This is a genomic window from Streptomyces sp. CLV115, from assembly GCF_038448545.1.
GTDB lineage: Bacteria > Actinomycetota > Actinomycetes > Streptomycetales > Streptomycetaceae > Streptomyces > Streptomyces sanglieri.
In genome coordinates this window covers 1-18,757 of the sequence record NZ_JBCEWQ010000073.1, presented here as the reverse complement: position 1 = coordinate 18,757, position 18,757 = coordinate 1, and the positions used below count along the sequence as shown (strand labels likewise).

The window sequence follows — 18,757 nt, the reverse complement described above, 5'->3', positions numbered from 1 at the left end:
TGATGACAGTGAGAGCGGTGTGCGGGATTCCCGATCGCCTGGATCGGGAGCAGCATGGGGGACGGCACGACCAGAACCAAGAGAACCCGTGGAGCACATGAGCCGCCGCACCCTGAGGCCGCCGTCCTGGCTGCCGCTCGACCCGTACATCCTGGCGCTGATCGGCACCGTGGTGCTCGCGGCGATACTGCCCGCGTCGGGGAGCGCCGCGAAGGCGGCGGGCGGTGCCTCGACCGGAGCCGTCGCCTTCCTCTTCTTCCTCTACGGAGCCCGGCTCTCCACCGCCGAGGCACTGGACGGACTCAGGCACTGGCGGCTCCACCTCACCGTGCTGATCTGTACCTTCGTGGCCTTCCCGCTGCTCGGGCTGGCCGGCCGGGGACTGGTGCCGTACGTCCTGACGCCGCAGCTGTACAGCGGCTTCCTCTTCCTCTGTCTCGTCCCGTCGACCATCCAGTCGTCGATCGCCTTCACCTCCATCGCCCGCGGCAACGTGCCCGCGGCGATCTGCGCGGGCTCCTTCTCCTCGATCGCCGGGATCTTCCTCACCCCGCTGCTCGCGGCCGCCCTGCTCGGCAACGACGGCGGCGGGTTCTCGGCGGACGCGCTGCTGCGGATTGGGGTCCAGCTGCTGCTGCCGTTCGTCGCCGGGCAGCTGCTGCGCCGCTGGATCGGGGGCTTCATCACCCGCCACAAGAAGGTCCTCGGCCACGTCGACCGCGGCTCGATCCTGCTCGTCGTCTACACGGCCTTCAGCGAGGGCATGGTCGCGGGCATCTGGCACCAGGTCACCCCGGCCCGCCTCGGGGCGCTGCTCGGCGCCGAGGTGCTGCTGCTCGCGCTGATGCTCGCGCTCACCTGGTACGGGGCGAAGCGGCTCGGTTTCGACCGGGAGGACCGGATCGCGATCCAGTTCGCCGGTTCGAAGAAGAGTCTGGCCTCGGGGCTGCCGATGGCGAGCGTGCTGTTCGGGGCGCAGGCGTCCCTGGCCGTGCTGCCGCTGATGCTCTTCCACCAGATGCAGCTGATGGTGTGCGCGGTGATCGCGAAACGCCGCTCGCGCGACGCTCGGGAGGAGCAGCCGGTGAACGGGCAGGTGTCGCCCCGGCCCGCCGTCGCGAGCTGAGGACGGGGCGGGCCGGCCGCCTCACTCCCGGGCGGCCGCCGCGTCCAGGGCGATGCGGTGCTCGCCCGCGTACACGTTCATCGACGGGCCCCGCAGGAAGCCGACCAGGGTCAGTCCGGTCTCGGCCGCCAGATCGACGGCGAGCGACGACGGCGCCGAGACCGCCGCGAGCACGGGGATGCCGGCCATCACCGCCTTCTGGGCCAGCTCGAACGAGGCCCGCCCCGACACCAGCAGAATCGCCCGGGACAGCGGCAGCCGGTGGTCGGTCAGGGCCCGGCCGACCAGTTTGTCGACCGCGTTGTGCCGGCCGACGTCCTCCCGGACGTCGAGCAGTTCGCCCGCCTCGGAGAACAGCGCCGCCGCGTGCAGCCCGCCGGTCCGGTCGAAGACCCGCTGCGCGGCGCGCAGCCGGTCGGGAAGGGCGGAGAGGAGGGCGGGCCCGACCCGCAGCGGGGGAGTGTCGGCGACCGGGTGCCGGGTGGTGGTGCGCACCGCGTCCAGGCTCGCCTTGCCGCACAGCCCGCAGGACGAGGTGGTGTACACATTGCGTTCGAGCGTGATGTCGGGGACCGCGACTCCGGGGGCGAGCTTCACGTCCACCACGTTGTACGTGTTCACGCCGTCCGCCGTCGCGCCGGCGCAGTAGACGATCGACTGCACCTCGGAGCCGTCACCGATGACGCCCTCGCTCACCAGGAACCCCGCCGCCAGCGCGAAGTCGTCTCCCGGGGTGCGCATCGTGATGGCGAGCGGTCTGCCGTTCAGCCGGATCTCCAGGGGCTCCTCGGCGACGAGGGTGTCGGGGCGGGTGGAGACGGCCCCGTCCCGGATGCGGATGGTGCGGCGACGCTCGGTGACCCGTCCCATGGCGGTTGAACCCGATTCTGTACGTGGTGGAGGCCGGAACGCGCGGGAAGCCGAACCGGCCCTGGTCCTGCACCTGGAGTGTGACATCGCGGCCGGCGCCGCGGCATGTGCGGGGGGAACCGCTGCATGCCCGCACCGTCATCGGACAGCATATTGTCTGCAATATGCCTTTCGAAGGGCCGGGGCTGTTGTCAAGCCTCCAACGGCCGGGCGCTATTCCTGTGGGAACACGTGCACGTGTACCGGGCGGTAGCGACCAAGACTGGATGGTTCCTGCCATCCGTAGCGAGGGGAACCCGTACATGACCGGCTCACGTGTCGTGGCGCTCGGCCACTATCAGCCCGCCAAGGTGCTAACCAACGACGATCTGGCGGCCCTGGTCGACACCAGCGACGAGTGGATCACCAGTCGCGTCGGCATCAAGACCCGTCACGTCGGTGGCCCGGACGAGCCGGTGGACGAGATGGCCGCGCACGCGGGCGCCAAGGCGCTGGCCGCGGCGGGGCTCCAGCCGGCCGAGGTCGATCTGGTCCTGGTCGCCACCTCCACCGCGATCGACCGCTCGCCGAGCATGTCGGCGCGCGTCGCCGCACGGCTCGGGATGGGCTCGCCCGCGGTGATGGACATCAACGTGGTCTGCTCCGGCTTCACCCACGCCCTCGCCACCGCCGACCACGCGATCCGGGCCGGGGCCGCCGAGCGCGTCCTGGTCATCGGTGCCGACAAGATGGCCGACATCGCCGACTGGACCGACCGGAGCACCTGCGTGCTGCTCGGTGACGGGGCCGGTGCGGCGGTCGTCGTCGCGGAGCCGGCCGGGGACGGCCGGCCCGGGATCGGTCCGGTGCTGTGGGGATCGGTGCCGGAGATGGGGAATGCGGTACGGATCGAGGGCACCCCGCCGAGGTTCGCCCAGGAGGGGCAGTCCGTCTACCGCTGGGCCACCACGCAGCTCCCGCCCATCGCCCGCAAGGTGTGCGAGAAGGCCGGCGTGGCGCCTGAGGACCTGGGCGCGGTGGTGCTGCACCAGGCCAACCTGAGGATCATCGAACCGGTCGCCAGGAAGATCGGCGCGGTCAACGCGGTCGTCGCCAGGGACGTGGTGGACTCCGGCAACACGTCCGCGGCCTCGATCCCGATGGCCCTGTCCAAGCTGGTGGAGCGCGGCGAGGTCCACAGCGATGCCCCGGTCCTGCTCTTCGGCTTCGGCGGGAACCTCTCGTACGCGGGTCAGGTGATCCGCTGCCCCTGAGGGGCGTACTGCTCGGTAGGCTGTGGACGACAAGCAGCGGGTGCTCGTCGGGCCGGAGGGGGACCGCCATGTTGTCCACAGGGCTGCCGCAGGGGGCCGTGCCGAAGCTGGAGCGGCCCGGTCCGCTGCGCGAACGCGTGTATGAGACCCTGCTCGAACTCATCACGACGCGAGTCCTCAGCCCGGGCCGGCACCTGGTCGAGAGCGAGCTGGCGGGCCATCTCGGGGTGTCCCGCCAGCCGGTGCGCGAGGCCCTGCAGCGGCTGAACACCGAGGGCTGGGTCGATCTCCGGCCCGCCCAGGGCGCGTTCGTGCACGAGCCCACAAAGGCGGAGGCGGACCAGCTGCTCTCGGTCCGCACCCTCCTGGAGGCCGAGGCCGCGCGCCTCGCCGCGGCCAACTCCTCCCCGGCTGGCACCGAGGCCCTGGAGGAGCTCTGCGCCAGGGGCGAGCAGGCCGTCGCCGACGACGACGTCGACCTCGCGGTCGCCGCCGACGCGGACTTCCACGCCAAGGTCATGGAACTGGCGGGCAACGTCGTCCTCGCCGAACTCGCGGGCCGGGTGGACCGCCGGGTCCGCTGGTACTGCACCCCGGCGGCGCGGCAGCGCGGCGCCGGGTCCTGGACCGAGCACCGCTCGCTCGTCGCGGCGATCTCCTCGCGCGACGAACAGCGGGCCGCGGAGATCATGCGCTCCCACACGGAACACACCCGCCGGACGTACCACCGGCGCGACGAGGTCTGAGGGCGGTCCCCTCGGGGGTGTGCGCCGGGCGGCAGGCACACTTGCCGGTGTGACGACACTGAGCAAAGGCGCCAACGTGCCGGTCCCGGCCTCCGCGGTCCGGGCCGTACTCGACTGGTCGGCGGGGCCCGGAGTCCCGGACGTGGATGCTTCGGCCCTGCTGCTGACCCGCGGCGGGCGGGTGCGCTCCGACGACGACTTCGTCTTCTACAACCAGCCGCTCCACGCCTCGGGCACCGTGAGCCACCTCGGCAAACAGCCCGGCAGCGAATCGCTGGACGTCCGGCTGGGCGCGCTGGGGCCGGACGTCGAACGCGTCGCGCTCTGCGCCTCCGCCGACGGCGGCACGTTCGGTCAGGTGCCGGGGCTGTGTCTGCGGCTGCTCGACGCGGCCTCCGGCGCCGAACTGGCGCGCTTCGACATCGCCGCCGGTACGGAGACGGCGCTGGTCGGCGGCGAGCTCTACCGCCGTGACGGCGGCTGGAAGTTCCGCGCGGTCGGCCAGGGATACGCGAGCGGACTGGCCGGGCTGGCGACCGACTTCGGAATCGGCGTCGACGAGGAACCGCCCGCGGCCGGGCCCGGCCCGCAGCCCGTGACGACTCCGGCCCCCGCTCCCGTCCCCGCGCCGTCGTTCCCCCCTCCTGTGCCGCCCGCGCCGCCTTCGTGGCCCGCACCGGAGCGCGCCGGGGGCGGCGGTCCGGGCCCCCGGCCCACCAAGGGCGAGGAGCGGCTGCCGGTGGACATGCGCAAACGCCTGTCGCTGCGCAAGCAACAGGTCCTGGTCAGCCTGGGCAAGCACGGCGTACCGGAGCTGCGTGCCCGCGTCGTCCTCGTACTCGACGCCTCGGGTTCGATGAGCACCCTCTACCGGCGCGGCACGGTCGCGGGCGTCGCCGAGCGGATGGTCGCCGTCGCGGCACAGCTCGACGACGACGGCGAGATGCAGGCCTGGACGTTCGCCACCAACCCCGCCCGGCTGCCCGACCTCGCCGTCGGCGACCTGCCCCAGTGGCTCGCCCTGCACGTACGCGTCGGCCAGATCTTCGGCTTCGGCCGCAGGAAGCCGCCCAAGGGGCTGGTCCCCGGCCAGATCGACATGCGCACGGTCGGGATCCAGAACGAGGAACAGAAGGTCATCGCCGAGGTGCGGGCCTTCGTACGGGCCCACCCGGCGCCCGATCCGACACTGGTGCTGTTCTTCTCGGACGGCGGTGTGCACCGCAACCGGGAGATCGAGCAGGAACTGCGGGCGGCCGCCGAGGAACCGGTGTTCTGGCAGTTCGTGGGGCTCGGCAGCTCCCAGTACGGCGTGCTGGAACGGTTCGACACCATGCCGGGCCGCCGGGTCGACAACGTCGGCTTCTTCGCGGTCGACGACATCGAGAGGGTCTCCGACCAGGAGCTGTACGACAGGGTCCTGTCGGAGTTCCCGTCCTGGGTGCGGGCCGCCCGGCAGGCCGGGATCCTGCGCTGAGCCGGCCGGTCGGCGGGGCCCGGCCCCGCCGACCGGCTTTGTCCTCGGTGTGGAGAAAGTTGTGGTGGATTCCTGCGCAACTTCTTCCCACTCCCGGCAACCGCTGCTACGTTCCACTCGAAAGCCCGACGTACAGGCCGATGTGGCGGGGAGGGGCGCGTGAGACGTATGACTGCACGACCCGCGAATGCGCATCAGGCGCGACTGCTGCGGCTGTTGCGCGACGGCGGGCCCAACTCCCGGGCACAGCTGGGGGATCAGGTGGATCTCTCCCGCTCCAAGCTCGCCGTCGAGGTCGACAGACTGCTGGAGACCGGACTCGTCGTCGCCGACGGACTCGCCGCATCCCGCGGCGGGCGCCGCTCGCACAACATCCGGCTCGCACCGCAACTGCGCTTCCTCGGCGTCGACATCGGTGCCACATCCATCGATGTGGCCGTCACCAACGCCGAGCTGGAGGTACTTGGCCACCTCAACCACCCGATGGACGTGCGTGAGGGGCCCGTCGCCATCTTCGAACAGGTGCTGGCCATGGCGGCCAAGCTCCGGACCTCGGGTCTCGCCGAGGGTTTCGACGGCGCGGGCATCGGCGTACCCGGTCCGGTGCGCTTCCCCGAGGGCGTACCGGTCGCACCGCCGATCATGCCCGGCTGGGACGGCTTCCCGGTCCGCGAGGCGCTCAGCCAGGAGCTGGGCTGCCCCGTCATGGTCGACAACGATGTGAACCTGATGGCGATGGGGGAGCAGCACGCGGGCGTCGCCCGCTCCGTGGGCGACTTCCTCTGCGTCAAGATAGGCACCGGCATAGGCTGCGGCATCGTCGTCGGCGGCGACGTCCACCGCGGTACGACGGGCAGCGCCGGGGACATCGGCCACATCCAGGTGGAACCCGAGGGGCGCGCCTGCGCCTGCGGCAACCGGGGCTGCCTGGAGGCCCACTTCAGTGGTGCCGCGCTCGCCCGCGACGCCGAGGACGCGGCCCGCACCGGGCGGTCGGCGGAGCTGGCCGGCCGGCTCGAAGCGGCCGGGAGACTCACCGCCGCCGATGTGGCGGCCGCCGCGGCCGCCGGTGATGCCACCTCGCTCGACCTGATCCGCGAAGGCGGCAACCGGGTCGGCCAGGTCATCGCGGGACTCGTCAGCTTCTTCAACCCCGGTCTGGTGGTGATCGGCGGCGGTGTGACCGGCCTCGGCCACACCCTCCTCGCCAGTGTCCGGACCCAGGTCTACCGGCAGTCGCTGCCGCTGGCCACCGGCAACCTCCCCATCGTGCTGGGCGAGTTGGGGCCCGCCGCCGGAGTCATCGGCGCCGCCCGGCTCATCAGCGACCACCTCTTCTCACCGGCCTGACCCCGGGCCGGCAGCACAGGGGCGCGCCCGCACCACCGGGGGCGCCGGGAACACCCGCACCACCGCACCTGGTACAGCCCTGCCCGCTCATCGGCCTTCCCCCAGCACTCGGCTGCGTTCGAGCAGGGGAGACCCCATTTGCCGAGGGGATTCGTCATGGCACCAGAACCACCCCTGCTCACCATGTCCGGCATCACCAAGTCGTTCCCCGGAGTGCGCGCCCTCGACGGTGTGGACCTGGAGGTCCAGGCCGGCGAAGTCCACTGTCTCCTCGGGCAGAACGGCGCCGGGAAATCCACCCTCATCAAGGTGCTCGCCGGGGCCCACCAGCCCGACGGCGGCGAGATCAGCTGGCGCGGCGAACCGGTCGCGCTGAAGTCGCCCATCGCCGCCATGCGGCTGGGCATCGCCACCATCTACCAGGAACTCGACCTGGTCGAGGGCCTGTCCGTCGCCGAGAACGTCTTTCTCGGCCATGAACCCACCACCGCCCGCTTCGTCGTCCGTACCCGTGAGGGCCGCACGGCCGCCGCCGCGCTGCTGAAGCGGCTCGGCCACCCGGAGATCGATCCCGCCCGACCGGTCGGCGGACTGTCCGCCGCCCAGCAGCAGATCGTCTCCATGGCGAGGGCGCTCTCGCACGACGTACGGCTCATCGTCATGGACGAGCCGTCCGCCGCACTCGACCCGGACGAGGTCGACAACCTCTTCCGTACCGTCGCCTCGCTCACCGCCGACGGCGTCGCCGTCGTCTACATCTCGCACCGCCTGGAGGAGATCCGCCGGATCGGCGACCGGGTGACCGTGCTCAAGGACGGCCGCGCCGTGGCCGTCGGGCTGCCCGCCGAGTCCACCCCGACACACGACATCGTTGCCATGATGACCGGCCGCAACGTCGAGTACGTCTTCCCGCCGCGCACCGCCGACCGCGCGGCAGAGGCCGGGACGGAGCCCGTCCTGAAGGTCGAAGGACTGGCCAGGAAGGGCGAATTCGAACCGGTGGACCTGGAGTTGAGGCCCGGCGAGATCGTGGGCCTGGCCGGACTCGTCGGCTCGGGACGCTCCGAGATCCTGGAGACCGTCTACGGCGCCCGCAGGCCGAGCGCCGGGCGGGTGACCGTGGCCGGGAAGCCGCTGCGGCCCGGCAGCGTCCGCGCCGCCGTCGCCGCCGGAATCGGCCTCGCCCCCGAGGAACGCAAGGCGCAGGCCCTGCTGATGCTCGAATCCGTCACCCGCAATGTCTCCGTCTCCTCGATGTCCCGCTTCGCCAGGGCGGGCTGGATCGACCGCGGGGCCGAACGCCGGGCGGCCCGCGAGGCCACCCGTGAGCTCTCGCTGCGCCCCGACAACCCGGACACCCCCGTCCGTACGCTCTCCGGCGGCAACCAGCAGAAGGCGGTCCTGGCCCGCTGGCTGCTGCGCGGCTGCCGGGTCCTGCTGCTCGACGAACCGACCCGCGGCGTCGACGTGGGAGCCCGCGCCGAGCTGTACGCCGTGATCCGCCGGCTGGCCGACGAAGGCCTCGCCGTCCTGCTCGTCTCCAGCGAGGTGCCCGAAGTGCTGGGCCTCGCCGACCGGGTGCTGGTGCTCCGGGAGGGCCGCGTCGTGCACACGGCCGACGCCCGGGAGCTCGACGAGCACCGCGTACTCGACCTAGTGATGGAAGGGAGCCCTACGTCATGACGCAGCCCGTTTCCCCGACGCAGCAGGGCAGGCCGGACAAGGGGGCCGCCGCCCCGGTCCCCGGACCCCGGAAGAAGGACGGACCCGCGCGCGGCGGCGGCCTGCGCCTGGACGTCCGCAACCTGTCGCTCCTCGGCGTCCTCGCCGCGCTGGTCGTCGTCGGCGGATTCACCGAGCCCGACGCCTTCCTGGACACCGGGAACCTTCAGCTGATCCTCACCCAGTCGTCCGTCATCGGGGTCGTCACCGTCGGGATGACCTTCGTCATCACCAGCGGCGGCATCGATCTGTCGGTCGGCGCGATGGTCGCGCTCGCCTCGGTATGGGCGACCACGGTCGCCACCCAGGAGTACGGCTTCGCGGGGATCCTGTTCACCGCGGTGATCGTCGGAGTCGGTGCCGGGCTGGTGAACGGGCTGCTCATCGCGTACGGGCGGATGGTGCCGTTCATCGCGACGCTGGCCATGCTCGCCTCGGCCCGTGGGCTCGCGCTCCAGATCACCGACGGCAGGACCCAGATCGTCACCGTCAAGTCGGTCCTCGACCTGGGCCTGCCCGGTTCCTACTTCCTCGGCATCCCGCCGCTGGTGATGATGTTCGCCGCGGTGACCGTCGTCGGCTGGCTGGTGCTGAACCGTACGACCTTCGGACGGCGCACGGTCGCCGTCGGCGGCAACGCGGAGGCCGCCCGGCTGGCCGGCATCGACGTACGGCGCCAGCGGCTGTACCTCTACCTGCTCTCCGGACTGTGCTGCGGCATCGCCGCCTTCATGCTGATCATCCTGTCCGGCTCGGGGCAGAACACCAACGGCAATCTGTACGAGCTGGACGCCATCGCGGCCGTGATCATCGGCGGCACCCTGCTCAGCGGCGGGCGCGGCACCATCGTCGGCTCCGTGCTCGGTGTGCTGGTCTTCACCACCATCACCAACATCTTCGCGCTCAACAATCTGCAGAGCGACGTCCAGCAGATCGCCAAGGGCGCGATCATCGTCGCCGCCGTCCTGGTCCAGCGCCGCACATCGGCGCACGGCGAGACCTGACCCACCGCCTCACCCACCGCGCCTCCCGCCCCACGCGACATGCCACGCAACGGATGAAGGGTTTGACAGCCATGCCAGAAACCAGCCGCAGACGACTGCTCTTCGGCACCGCAGCCGTCTCCGCGGGCGCCCTGCTCACCGCCTGCACCAGCAACGACCCCAAGCCCGAGGACACCGACACCGCCAAGACCGCCGGCCCCGCCGCCGACGACAAGCCGGGCAAGCCCGTCACCATCGGCTTCGCGGGTCCGCAGGCCGACCACGGCTGGCTCAACGCGATCAACGAGAACGCCAAGTCCCGGGCGGCCAAGTACTCCGAGGTGACACTGGAGTCCACCGAGGGATCCAACGACACCGCCGCCCAGATCGGCCAGGTCAAGACCCTCATCAACAAGAAGGTCGACGTCCTGGTCGTCCTCCCGGCCGACGGCAAGGCGCTCACCCAGGTCGGCCTGGAAGCCATGCGGGCGGGCATCCCCGTCGTCAACCTCGACCGGATCTTCGCCTCCCCGCAGGCCTACCGCTGCTGGGTCGGCGGCGACAACTACGGCATGGGTCTCAACGCCGGCACGTACATCGGCGAACAGCTCAAGGACAAGGCGGACGCCAAGGTCGTCGAGCTGGCGGGGATCGACAACCTGGAGCTCACCAAGCAGCGCAGCCAGGGCTTCGCCGACGCGCTGAAGAACTACCCCAACATCAAACTGGTGGCCCGTCAGGCCGCCGACTTCACCGTCGAGTCCGGCCAGGCGAAGATGGCCCAGCTCCTCCAGGCGCAGAAGAGGATCGACGCGCTGTGGAACCACGACGACGACCAGGGCGTGGGCGCGCTGCGGGCCATCCAGCAGGCGGGCCGGGACGAGTTCCTGATGGTCGGCGGCGCCGGGGCCAAGTCCGCGATGGACGCCATCAAGGCCGACAACAGCGTCCTGAAGGCCACCGTGCTCTACCCGCCGACGATGGCCGCGTCCGCCATCGACCTGGCCCGTGCGCTGGCCCAGGGCAAGGGCGTCGGCGGCCTGGCGGAGCTGGAGATCCCGACCAGCCTGACCCTCTACTCGGCGGTCGTCACCAAGGAGAACATCGAGCAGTACCTGCCGACGGGCTTCAGCTGATCCGCCCCGCAGGAGGGTGCTGACCCTCCTGCCGCACCCATCGAACGACCGACGAGGAGGAAGCCCCGATGGCCCGTAGGGAAGAGACGGATCAGGAGGCCGCAGCGCCGCCGACGCAGCGGCCGGCGACGAGTGTGCCGGTGCTCGGAGTCGGCATGGTCGGATACGCGTTCATGGGCGCCGCCCACTCACAGGGCTGGCGCACCGCGGGACACGTCTTCGACCTGCCGATGAAACCGGCGCTCGCCGCGGTCTGCGGCCGCGACCGGGCCGCGGTCGACGCGGCCGCCGCCCGCCTCGGCTGGGCCGCGGCCGAGACCGACTGGCGCGCGCTCATCGCCCGGGACGATGTGCAACTCGTCGACATCTGCACCCCCGGCGACAGCCATGCCGAGATCGCCATCGCCGCCCTGGAGGCGGGCAAGCACGTGCTGTGCGAGAAGCCGCTCGCCAACACGGTCGCCGAGGCCGAGGCGATGACCGAGGCCGCGGCGCGCGCGGCGGCCCGCGGCCAGGTCGCCATGGTGGGCTTCAACTACCGCCGGGTGCCCGCGATCACCTACGCCCGGCAGCTGATCGCCGAGGGACGGCTCGGCACCCTGCGGCACGTACGCGCCGCCTACCTCCAGGACTGGCTCGTCGACCCCGAGGCGCCGCTCACCTGGCGGCTGGAGCGCGAACGCGCCGGCTCGGGCGCGCTCGGCGACCTGGGCGCGCACCTCGTCGACCTGGCCCAGTATCTGGCGGGGGAGCCACTGGTCGGGGTGTCGGCGGTCAGCGAGACCTTCGTGCGCGAACGGCCGCGGCTCGCGGGCCCGTCGGCCGGGCTGTCCGGAGCGGCGGAGGCCGGTGCGCGAGGGGCGGTGAGCGTCGACGACGCGGCACTGTTCACCGGCCGGCTCGCCTCCGGGGCGCTGGCCTCGTTCGAGGCGACCCGGATGGCGGCCGGACGGAAGAACGCACTGCGGCTGGAGATCAACGGGGAGCGCGGCTCCCTCGCCTTCGATCTGGAACGGCTCAACGAACTGTCCTTCCACGACCACACCGAACCCGCCGCCACGGCGGGATTCCGGCGCGTCCTGGTCACCGAACCCCAGCACCCCTACCTGGAGGCGTGGTGGCCGCCGGGCCACGCCCTCGGCTACGAGCACACCTTCGTCCACCAGGCCCGCGACCTGGTGCGGACGATCGCCGAAGGGAGCGACCCGGCACCGTCGTTCGCCGACGGACTCCAGGTGCAGCGGGTGCTCGCAGCGGTGGAGGAGAGCGCCGAGAAGAACTCCGTACACACCCCCGTGGTTCTCTAGGAGGCCCTGCCCATGCCCCGTCCCTTCACGCTCTTCACCGGCCAGTGGGCCGACCTGCCGCTGGAGGAGGTCTGCCGGCACGCCCGCGACTTCGGCTACGACGGCCTCGAACTCGCCTGCTGGGGCGATCACTTCGAGGTCGACAAGGCGCTGTCCGACCCCGGCTATCTGGAAGGCCGGCGCCAACTGCTCGACAAGTACGGACTGAAGTGCTGGGCGATCTCCAACCACCTGGTCGGCCAGGCCGTCTGCGACGACCCGATCGACGAGCGCCACCGGGGGATCCTGCCCGCACGCATCTGGGGCGACGGCGAGCCCGAAGGGGTCCGCCGCCGGGCCGCCGAGGAGATCAAGGACACCGCGCGGGCGGCCGCCGCCTTCGGGGTGCGTACCGTCGTGGGCTTCACCGGCTCGTCGATCTGGCACCTGGTCGCGATGTTTCCGCCCGTTCCGCCGCACATGATCGAGCGGGGGTACGAGGACTTCGCCGAGCGCTGGAACCCGATCCTGGACGTCTTCGACGCGGAGGGTGTGCGGTTCGCCCACGAGGTGCACCCCAGCGAGATCGCCTACGACTACTGGACAACGCACCGCGCCCTGGAGGCCGTCGGCCACCGTGCGGCGTTCGGGCTGAACTTCGACCCCAGCCACTTCGTCTGGCAGGACCTGGACCCGGTCGGCTTCCTGTACGACTTCCGGGACCGGATCTACCACGTGGACTGCAAGGAGGCACGCAAGCGCCTCGACGGCCGCAACGGCCGGCTCGGCTCGCATCTGCCCTGGGGCGATCCCCGGCGCGGCTGGGACTTCGTCTCGGCCGGGCACGGTGATGTGCCCTGGGAGGACGTCTTCCGGATGCTCCGGTCCATCGACTACGACGGGCCGGTCTCCGTGGAGTGGGAGGACGCCGGGATGGACCGGCTGGCCGGCGCGCCGGAAGCGCTGGCCACGCTGAAGCGGTACGACTTCGACCCGCCGGCGGCGTCGTTCGACGCGGCCTTCGGGGGCGGCGACTGACCGACTCCCGCCGGGGGCGGTGGTTCCCGGGGCCGGGACGTGCCAGGAGGAAGCTCCGGGGCCGTCCCGCGCCCACCCCTGCCCTCGTCGCGCTTTGTCCTGGCGCAGGAAAAAGTTCAACCGGATCGCTGCGCAAGGCCTTTCCGTCCCGGACGAACAGGTCTACGGTCCACAACGTGTACACGACATGACTCGGGTCGCCGGTGTCCCCCACGCACCCCGGACGACCCGCGCGGCAGTCCCCGCGCAGCACGGCACGGCAGCACCTCGCCCGTACAACCGGCACACCCCGGAGGACACTCGTGCACCGAACCACCAGCCGAAACAGGAGCAGAACACGGCTCCGCGTCCGCAAATCCCTCGCGCTGTTCACCGGCGGTCTGCTCGCCGCGGCCACCCTGGCCCTGGGCGCCACGCCCGGAGCAGCCGCGACGGGACCGTCCTCGCCGGCCGCCACCGATGCGGCGGCCGAGGAGTTCCAGCAGGTCACCCTCGCCAAGGGAGTCGCCGAGACCGGCGAGCCCATGACGCTGGCGGTGCTTCCCGACCGCAGCGTCCTGCACACCGCGCGCGGCGGCGAACTCTGGCTCACCGACAGCGGCGGCGACACCACCCTCGCCGGCGTCCTGCCCGTCTACTCCCACGACGAGGAGGGCCTCCAGGGCGTGGGCGTCGACCCGGACTTCAGCAAGAACCGGGCGATCTATCTCTACTACGCGCCCCCGCTGGACACCCCGTCCGGCGACGCCCCCGAGAACGGCACCGCCGCCGACTTCGCCAAGTTCGACGGTGTGAACCGGCTCTCGCGCTTCGTCCTCAAGGAGGACGGCACGCTCGACACCGCCAGCGAGAAGAAGGTCCTCGACATCCCGGCCTCGCGCGGCATCTGCTGCCACGTCGGCGGTGACATCGACTTCGACGCGCAGGGCAACCTGTACCTGTCGACCGGCGACGACTCCAACCCGTTCGCCTCCGACGGCTACACCCCGATCGACGACCGGCCGGACCGCAACCCCGTGTTCGACGCCCGTCGCAGCGCCGGGAACACCAACGACCTGCGCGGCAAGATCCTCCGCATCAAGGTCGCCGACGACGGCACCTACACCGTCCCCGACGGCAACCTCTTCGCCCCGGGCACCGACAAGACCCGGCCCGAGATCTACGCGATGGGCTTCCGCAACCCCTTCCGCTTCACCGTCGACAAGCCCACCGGCATCGTGTACGTCGGTGACTACGGACCCGACGCCGGCGCCGCCGACCCGAAGCGCGGACCGGCCGGACAGGTCGAGTTCGCCCGTGTCACCAAGGCCGGCAACTTCGGCTGGCCGTTCTGCACCGGGAAGAACGACCCGTTCATCGACTACGACTTCGCGACCAAGACCTCCGGTGCGGCCTTCGACTGCGCGGCGCCCAAGAACACCTCCCGGTACAACACCGGGCTGGTCGATCTGCCGCCGGCCCAGCCCGCCTGGATCCCGTACGACGGCGCGTCCGTGCCCGAGTTCGGCACCGGCTCCGAGTCCCCGATGGGCGGACCCGTCTACCACTACGACGCCGCCCTCGACTCGCCGGTGAAGTTCCCCGAGGCGTACGACGGCAACTTCTTCGCCGGTGAGTTCGGCCGGCGCTGGATCAAGCGCATCGACCAGGACACCGAGGGCACGGTCAGGTCCATCAACGCCTTCCCGTGGTCGGGAACCCAGGTGATGGACATGACGTTCGGCCCCGACGGCGCGCTGTACGTCCTGGACTACGGCACCGGCTACTTCGGCGGCGACCAGAACTCGGCGCTCTACCGCATCGAGAACGCCACCGGCGGACGATCGCCCATCGCCGAGGCGACCGCCGACAAGACCTCCGGGACCGCACCCCTCAAGGTCGCCTTCTCCTCGGCCGGAACCTCCGACGCCGACGGGGACACCCTCAGCTACAGCTGGGACTTCGGCGACGGAGGCACATCGACCGCCGCCGACCCGACGTACACGTACAAGAAGAACGGCACCTACACCGCCACCGTCACCGCGACCGACGCCACAGGACGCACCGGCTCGGCCAACGTCCATGTGACGGTCGGCAACACCGCCCCCAAGGTGAACCTGGAACTCCCCGGTGACGGGCAGCTGTTCACCTTCGGCGACGAGATCCCGTTCAAGGTGACCGTCACCGACCCCGAGGACGGAACCGTCGACTGCTCCAAGATCGAGGTCCGCTTCATCCTCGGCCACGACAGCCACGGCCACCCCATCACCTCGGCGCACGGCTGCTCCGGCACCATCAAGACGGAGATGGACGGCGGACACGACCCCAACGCCAACATCTTCGGCGTCATCGACGCCTCGTACACGGACGGCGGCGGAGGCGGCCAGGCACCGCTGTCCGGCCACGACCAGTCCGAGCTCCAGCCCCGCCACCGGCAGGCCGAGCACTACGGCGACTCGCACGGCGTCGCCCCGCAGAACAAGGCCACCGCGCACGGCGGCAAGACCGTCGGCGACATCCACAACGACGACTGGATCTCCTTCAAGCCGTACCTCCTGACCGGATCCACCAAGCTGACCGCACGGATCTCCTCCGGCGGCGCCGGCGGCTTCCTCGAAGTCCGGACCGGCTCCCCGACCGGCAAAATCCTCGGCTCCGCACCCGTCCCGGTGACCGGTGCCTGGGACAACTTCCAGGACATCGACGTACCGCTGCGCGGCGTCCCGAAGAAGTCCACCGAACTGTTCCTGGTCTTCAAGGGCGGCGCCGGAGCGCTCTACGACATCGACGACTTCGAGCTCTCCAACAGCGCCCCGGACAGGACCGCCAAGCGGATCCTGGTCTTCTCGAAGACGGCCGGCTTCCGGCACGACGCGATTGCGGACGGCATCGCGGCGCTGAAGGAACTCGGCAAGGACAGCAACATCACCGTCGACGCCACGGAGACGGCCGGTCAGTTCACCACCAGCAACCTGGCCCGCTACGACGCCGTCGTCTTCCTCTCCACCACCGGCGACGTGCTCAACGCCGACCAGCAGAAGGCGTTCGAGAACTACGTGGCCACCGGCGGCGGCTACATGGGCGTCCACGCGGCGGCGGACACCGAGTACGACTGGGCGTTCTACGGCGGACTCGTCGGGGCGTACTTCTCCTCGCACCCCGCCATCCAGCCCGCCACCGTCCGCGTCGAGGACCACGACCACCCGGCCACCGCACATCTCGGCGACGAGTGGAGCCGCACCGACGAGTGGTACAACTACCGCACGAATCCACGAGGTCAGGCCAAGGTCCTCGCCACCCTCGACGAGACCACCTACACCGGCGGCACCATGAAGGGCGACCACCCCATCACCTGGTGTCAGACCTACCAGGGCGGCCGCTCCTTCTACACCGGCCTCGGCCACACCAAGGAGTCCTACGCCGAAGCGGACTTCCGCAAGCTGCTCCTCGGCGGCATGCGGTACGCGGCCGGTCAGGTGAAGGCCGACTGCAAGCCGGACACCGGCTACCGGTCGATCTTCAACGGCAAGACGCTCGAAGGCTGGAAGCAGGCGGGCCCCGGGAAGTTCGACGTCGTCGACGGTGAACTCCGCTCCGAGGGCGGCATGGGCCTGCTCACCTACCAGGCCAAGGAGCTGGGGTCGTACTCGCTCAAGCTCGACTGGAAGATGCAGGGCGACGACAACTCCGGTGTCTTCGTCGGCTTCCCGGAGTCCGACGACCCCTGGTCCGCGGTGAACAACGGCTACGAGGTCCAGATCGACGCCTCCGACGCGCCCGACCGCACCACGGGCTCGATCTACACCTTCAAGGCGGCCGACGCCAAGGCCCGTGACCAGGTCCTGCGGCCGCCCGGCCAGTGGAACAGCTACGAGATCAAGGTCAGGGGCGAACGCCTCCAGGTCTTCCTCAACGGAGTGAAGATCAACGACTTCACCAACACCGATCCGGTACGGAGCCTGAAGAGCGGCTACATCGGCATCCAGAACCACGGTGCCGACGACCATGTGTCCTTCCGCAACATCCAGCTGAAGGAACTGCCCTCGGCGTAGGGCTCCCACCCCGGCGACGGCGGGCGGGAGAGATCACCACAGCCCCGCCCGCCGTCCCGGACCGGTTCCCACTCCCTCATCGCACAGCGCCACTCGCTCTGCCCAGCCAGCACCCCCAGTCAGGGAGGCAGCCCGTGTCAGCACCCGCCGTTCGTACCGGAGTCTGGTTCATCGGAGCACGCGGCTCCGTCGCCACCACCGCCACCGCGGGGCGCGCGGCGGTCGCGGCAGGGCTCCACCCGGCGGCAGGCATGGTCACCGAGACCCCGCCCTTCGCCGACAGCGGGCTGCCCGCGCTCACCTCACTCGTCTTCGGCGGACACGACACCACCGGCTGCCCACTGCCGAAACGGGCCGAGGCACTGGCCGCCGGGGGAGTGCTGCCGCACGGACTGCCTTCGGCGGTGCACGCCGAACTCGCCGCCGCGGACGCCGGGATCCGGCCCGGCGGGCCACTGCCCGGCGACACCCGCAGCGACGAGGAACTCATCGCCGCCTTCGCCGCCGACCTCACCGACTTCACGCACCGCAACGAACTGGCCAGAACGGTCGTCGTCAACGTGGCGTCCACCGAACCCCTCCCGGACCCGGGCGAGGAGCGGCTGCCCGCCAGCTCGCTCTACGCGGCGGCCGCACTGCGGGCCGGCTGCCCCTACGTCAACTTCACCCCCTCCACCGGGCTGCGCACCCCCGCCCTCCAGAACACCGTCGCGGACTGCGGACTTCCTCACGCGGGCCGCGACGGCAAGACCGGCCAGACCCTGCTCCGCTCCGTACTCGCCCCGATGTTCGTGCAACGCGCCCTGCCCGTACGGGCCTGGTCCGGCACCAACCTGCTGGGCGGCGGCGACGGAGCGGCGCTCGCCGACCCGGGCGCGGCGGCCGCCAAGAACGCGGGCAAGGAACGGGTACTGGCCGACACCCTGGGCACCGCGCCCGAGGGCGAGGTCCACATCGACGACGTTCCGGCCCTCGGCGACTGGAAGACCGCCTGGGACCACATCGCGTTCGACGGGTTCCTCGGCGCGCGGATGGTGCTCCAGACCACCTGGCAGGGTTGCGATTCGGCACTGGCCGCGCCGCTGGTACTGGATCTGGCGAGGCTGGTGGCCCGCGCCCACGAGCGGGGACTGAGCGGCCCGCTGCCGGGGCTCGGCTTCTACTTCAAGGATCCGGACGGCGGCCCGGCCGCGCTCTTCGAGCAGTACCAGGAACTGCTCGCCTTCGCCGGGACGCTGCGGGGGGAACGATGACGGCACGTGCCTGGGCGGAACTGCTGCGGGTGTCGGCGCTGTTCACGGTCCCCGGCGACGCGCTGGCCGGGGCGGCGGCGAGCGGCCGGCGCCCCAACGGCTCGACCGCGCTCGCCGTCGGCGCCTCGCTCTGCCTGTACGAGGCGGGCATGGCGCTCAACGACTGGGCCGACCGCGCGGAGGACGCCGTCGACCGCCCGCACCGGCCGATTCCCTCGGGGCGGATCGCACCCGGAGCGGCCCTGGCGGCGGCGGGCGCGTTGACCGCCGCCGGGCTCGGGCTCGCGGCCCGGGCCGGCCGCCCTGCCCTCGCGGTGGCCACCGGACTGGCGGCCACCGTGTGGGCGTACGACCTGCGGCTGAAGCACACACCGGCGGGGCCCGCGGCGATGGCCGCCGCCCGCGGGCTCGACCTGCTGCTCGGAGCCACCGCCACCGGGGCGGCGGGTCGGACGACGGTGCCCGGGGCGGGGCCGGATCCGGCCC

14 protein-coding genes are annotated in these 18,757 nt (G+C 71.4%); 13 read left to right on the top strand and 1 reads right to left on the bottom strand.

The window, feature by feature from the left end:
* Positions 1-97: 97 nt before the first annotated feature.
* A complete protein-coding gene (locus AADR41_RS23965) occupies positions 98-1,126 on the top strand; it encodes a bile acid:sodium symporter family protein (protein WP_342283448.1) in 1,029 nt (342 codons plus the stop codon).
* Positions 1,127-1,147: 21 nt separating this feature from the next.
* Here AADR41_RS23965 and fdhD read toward each other — a convergent pair whose 3' ends face one another.
* The gene (gene fdhD, locus AADR41_RS23960; protein ID WP_342283447.1) at positions 1,148-1,996 is read right to left on the bottom strand and encodes a formate dehydrogenase accessory sulfurtransferase FdhD; all 849 of its coding nucleotides are present in this window, start codon (positions 1,994-1,996) and stop codon (positions 1,148-1,150) included.
* Positions 1,997-2,298: 302 nt separating this feature from the next.
* Here fdhD and AADR41_RS23955 point away from each other — a divergent pair, with 302 nt between their 5' ends.
* The 12 genes from AADR41_RS23955 to AADR41_RS23900 form a co-directional block, all read left to right on the top strand.
* Positions 2,299-3,249 (top strand): beta-ketoacyl-ACP synthase III, encoded by a 951-nt coding sequence (locus tag AADR41_RS23955; protein ID WP_342283446.1) that lies wholly within the window; start codon positions 2,299-2,301, stop codon positions 3,247-3,249.
* A gap of 68 nt (positions 3,250-3,317) precedes the next feature.
* A complete protein-coding gene (locus AADR41_RS23950) occupies positions 3,318-3,995 on the top strand; it encodes a GntR family transcriptional regulator (protein WP_342283445.1) in 678 nt (225 codons plus the stop codon).
* Between the two features lie 49 nt (positions 3,996-4,044).
* Complete coding sequence (locus tag AADR41_RS23945; protein ID WP_342283444.1) at positions 4,045-5,472, top strand: VWA domain-containing protein; 1,428 nt, start codon at positions 4,045-4,047, stop codon at positions 5,470-5,472.
* 168 nt (positions 5,473-5,640) lie between these two features.
* Complete coding sequence (locus AADR41_RS23940) at positions 5,641-6,822, top strand: ROK family transcriptional regulator (protein WP_342283443.1); 1,182 nt, start codon at positions 5,641-5,643, stop codon at positions 6,820-6,822.
* Between the two features lie 156 nt (positions 6,823-6,978).
* Positions 6,979-8,505, top strand: a complete 1,527-nt coding sequence (locus tag AADR41_RS23935; RefSeq protein ID WP_342283442.1) for a sugar ABC transporter ATP-binding protein — start codon at positions 6,979-6,981, stop codon at positions 8,503-8,505.
* Positions 8,502-9,548 (top strand): ABC transporter permease, encoded by a 1,047-nt coding sequence (locus AADR41_RS23930; RefSeq protein WP_342283441.1) that lies wholly within the window; start codon positions 8,502-8,504, stop codon positions 9,546-9,548. Before AADR41_RS23935 ends, AADR41_RS23930 begins: the two co-directional genes overlap by 4 nt.
* A gap of 71 nt (positions 9,549-9,619) precedes the next feature.
* On the top strand, positions 9,620-10,663 hold the full coding sequence (locus AADR41_RS23925) for a substrate-binding domain-containing protein (protein WP_342283440.1): 1,044 nt from the start codon (positions 9,620-9,622) through the stop codon (positions 10,661-10,663).
* 68 nt (positions 10,664-10,731) lie between these two features.
* Positions 10,732-11,970, top strand: coding sequence for a Gfo/Idh/MocA family protein (locus tag AADR41_RS23920; protein WP_342283439.1), 1,239 nt, complete (start codon positions 10,732-10,734; stop codon positions 11,968-11,970).
* 12 nt (positions 11,971-11,982) lie between these two features.
* Entirely contained in the window at positions 11,983-12,987 is a 1,005-nt protein-coding gene (locus AADR41_RS23915) for a sugar phosphate isomerase/epimerase family protein (protein ID WP_342283438.1), read from the top strand.
* Between the two features lie 302 nt (positions 12,988-13,289).
* Positions 13,290-17,018, top strand: a complete 3,729-nt coding sequence (locus AADR41_RS23910; RefSeq protein ID WP_342283437.1) for a ThuA domain-containing protein — start codon at positions 13,290-13,292, stop codon at positions 17,016-17,018.
* Positions 17,019-17,152: 134 nt separating this feature from the next.
* Positions 17,153-18,271: an inositol-3-phosphate synthase gene (locus AADR41_RS23905; protein ID WP_342283436.1), complete on the top strand. Its 1,119-nt coding sequence runs from the start codon at positions 17,153-17,155 to the stop codon at positions 18,269-18,271.
* A partial coding sequence (locus AADR41_RS23900) for a UbiA family prenyltransferase (RefSeq protein ID WP_342283435.1) occupies positions 18,268-18,757 on the top strand: 490 nt, incomplete at its 3' end. The genes AADR41_RS23905 and AADR41_RS23900, both read left to right, overlap by 4 nt.

Bases quoted from the DNA above. Each gene is read 5' to 3' on its own strand.
- AADR41_RS23965 (WP_342283448.1), top strand. From the start codon at position 98: ATGAGCCGCCGCACCCTGAGGCCGCCGTCCTGGCTGCCGCTCGACCCG.
- fdhD (WP_342283447.1), bottom strand. From the start codon at position 1,996: ATGGGACGGGTCACCGAGCGTCGCCGCACCATCCGCATCCGGGACGGG.
- AADR41_RS23955 (WP_342283446.1), top strand. From the start codon at position 2,299: ATGACCGGCTCACGTGTCGTGGCGCTCGGCCACTATCAGCCCGCCAAG.
- AADR41_RS23950 (WP_342283445.1), top strand. From the start codon at position 3,318: ATGTTGTCCACAGGGCTGCCGCAGGGGGCCGTGCCGAAGCTGGAGCGG.
- AADR41_RS23940 (WP_342283443.1), top strand. From the start codon at position 5,641: ATGACTGCACGACCCGCGAATGCGCATCAGGCGCGACTGCTGCGGCTG.
- AADR41_RS23935 (WP_342283442.1), top strand. From the start codon at position 6,979: ATGGCACCAGAACCACCCCTGCTCACCATGTCCGGCATCACCAAGTCG.
- AADR41_RS23930 (WP_342283441.1), top strand. From the start codon at position 8,502: ATGACGCAGCCCGTTTCCCCGACGCAGCAGGGCAGGCCGGACAAGGGG.
- AADR41_RS23925 (WP_342283440.1), top strand. From the start codon at position 9,620: ATGCCAGAAACCAGCCGCAGACGACTGCTCTTCGGCACCGCAGCCGTC.
- AADR41_RS23920 (WP_342283439.1), top strand. From the start codon at position 10,732: ATGGCCCGTAGGGAAGAGACGGATCAGGAGGCCGCAGCGCCGCCGACG.
- AADR41_RS23915 (WP_342283438.1), top strand. From the start codon at position 11,983: ATGCCCCGTCCCTTCACGCTCTTCACCGGCCAGTGGGCCGACCTGCCG.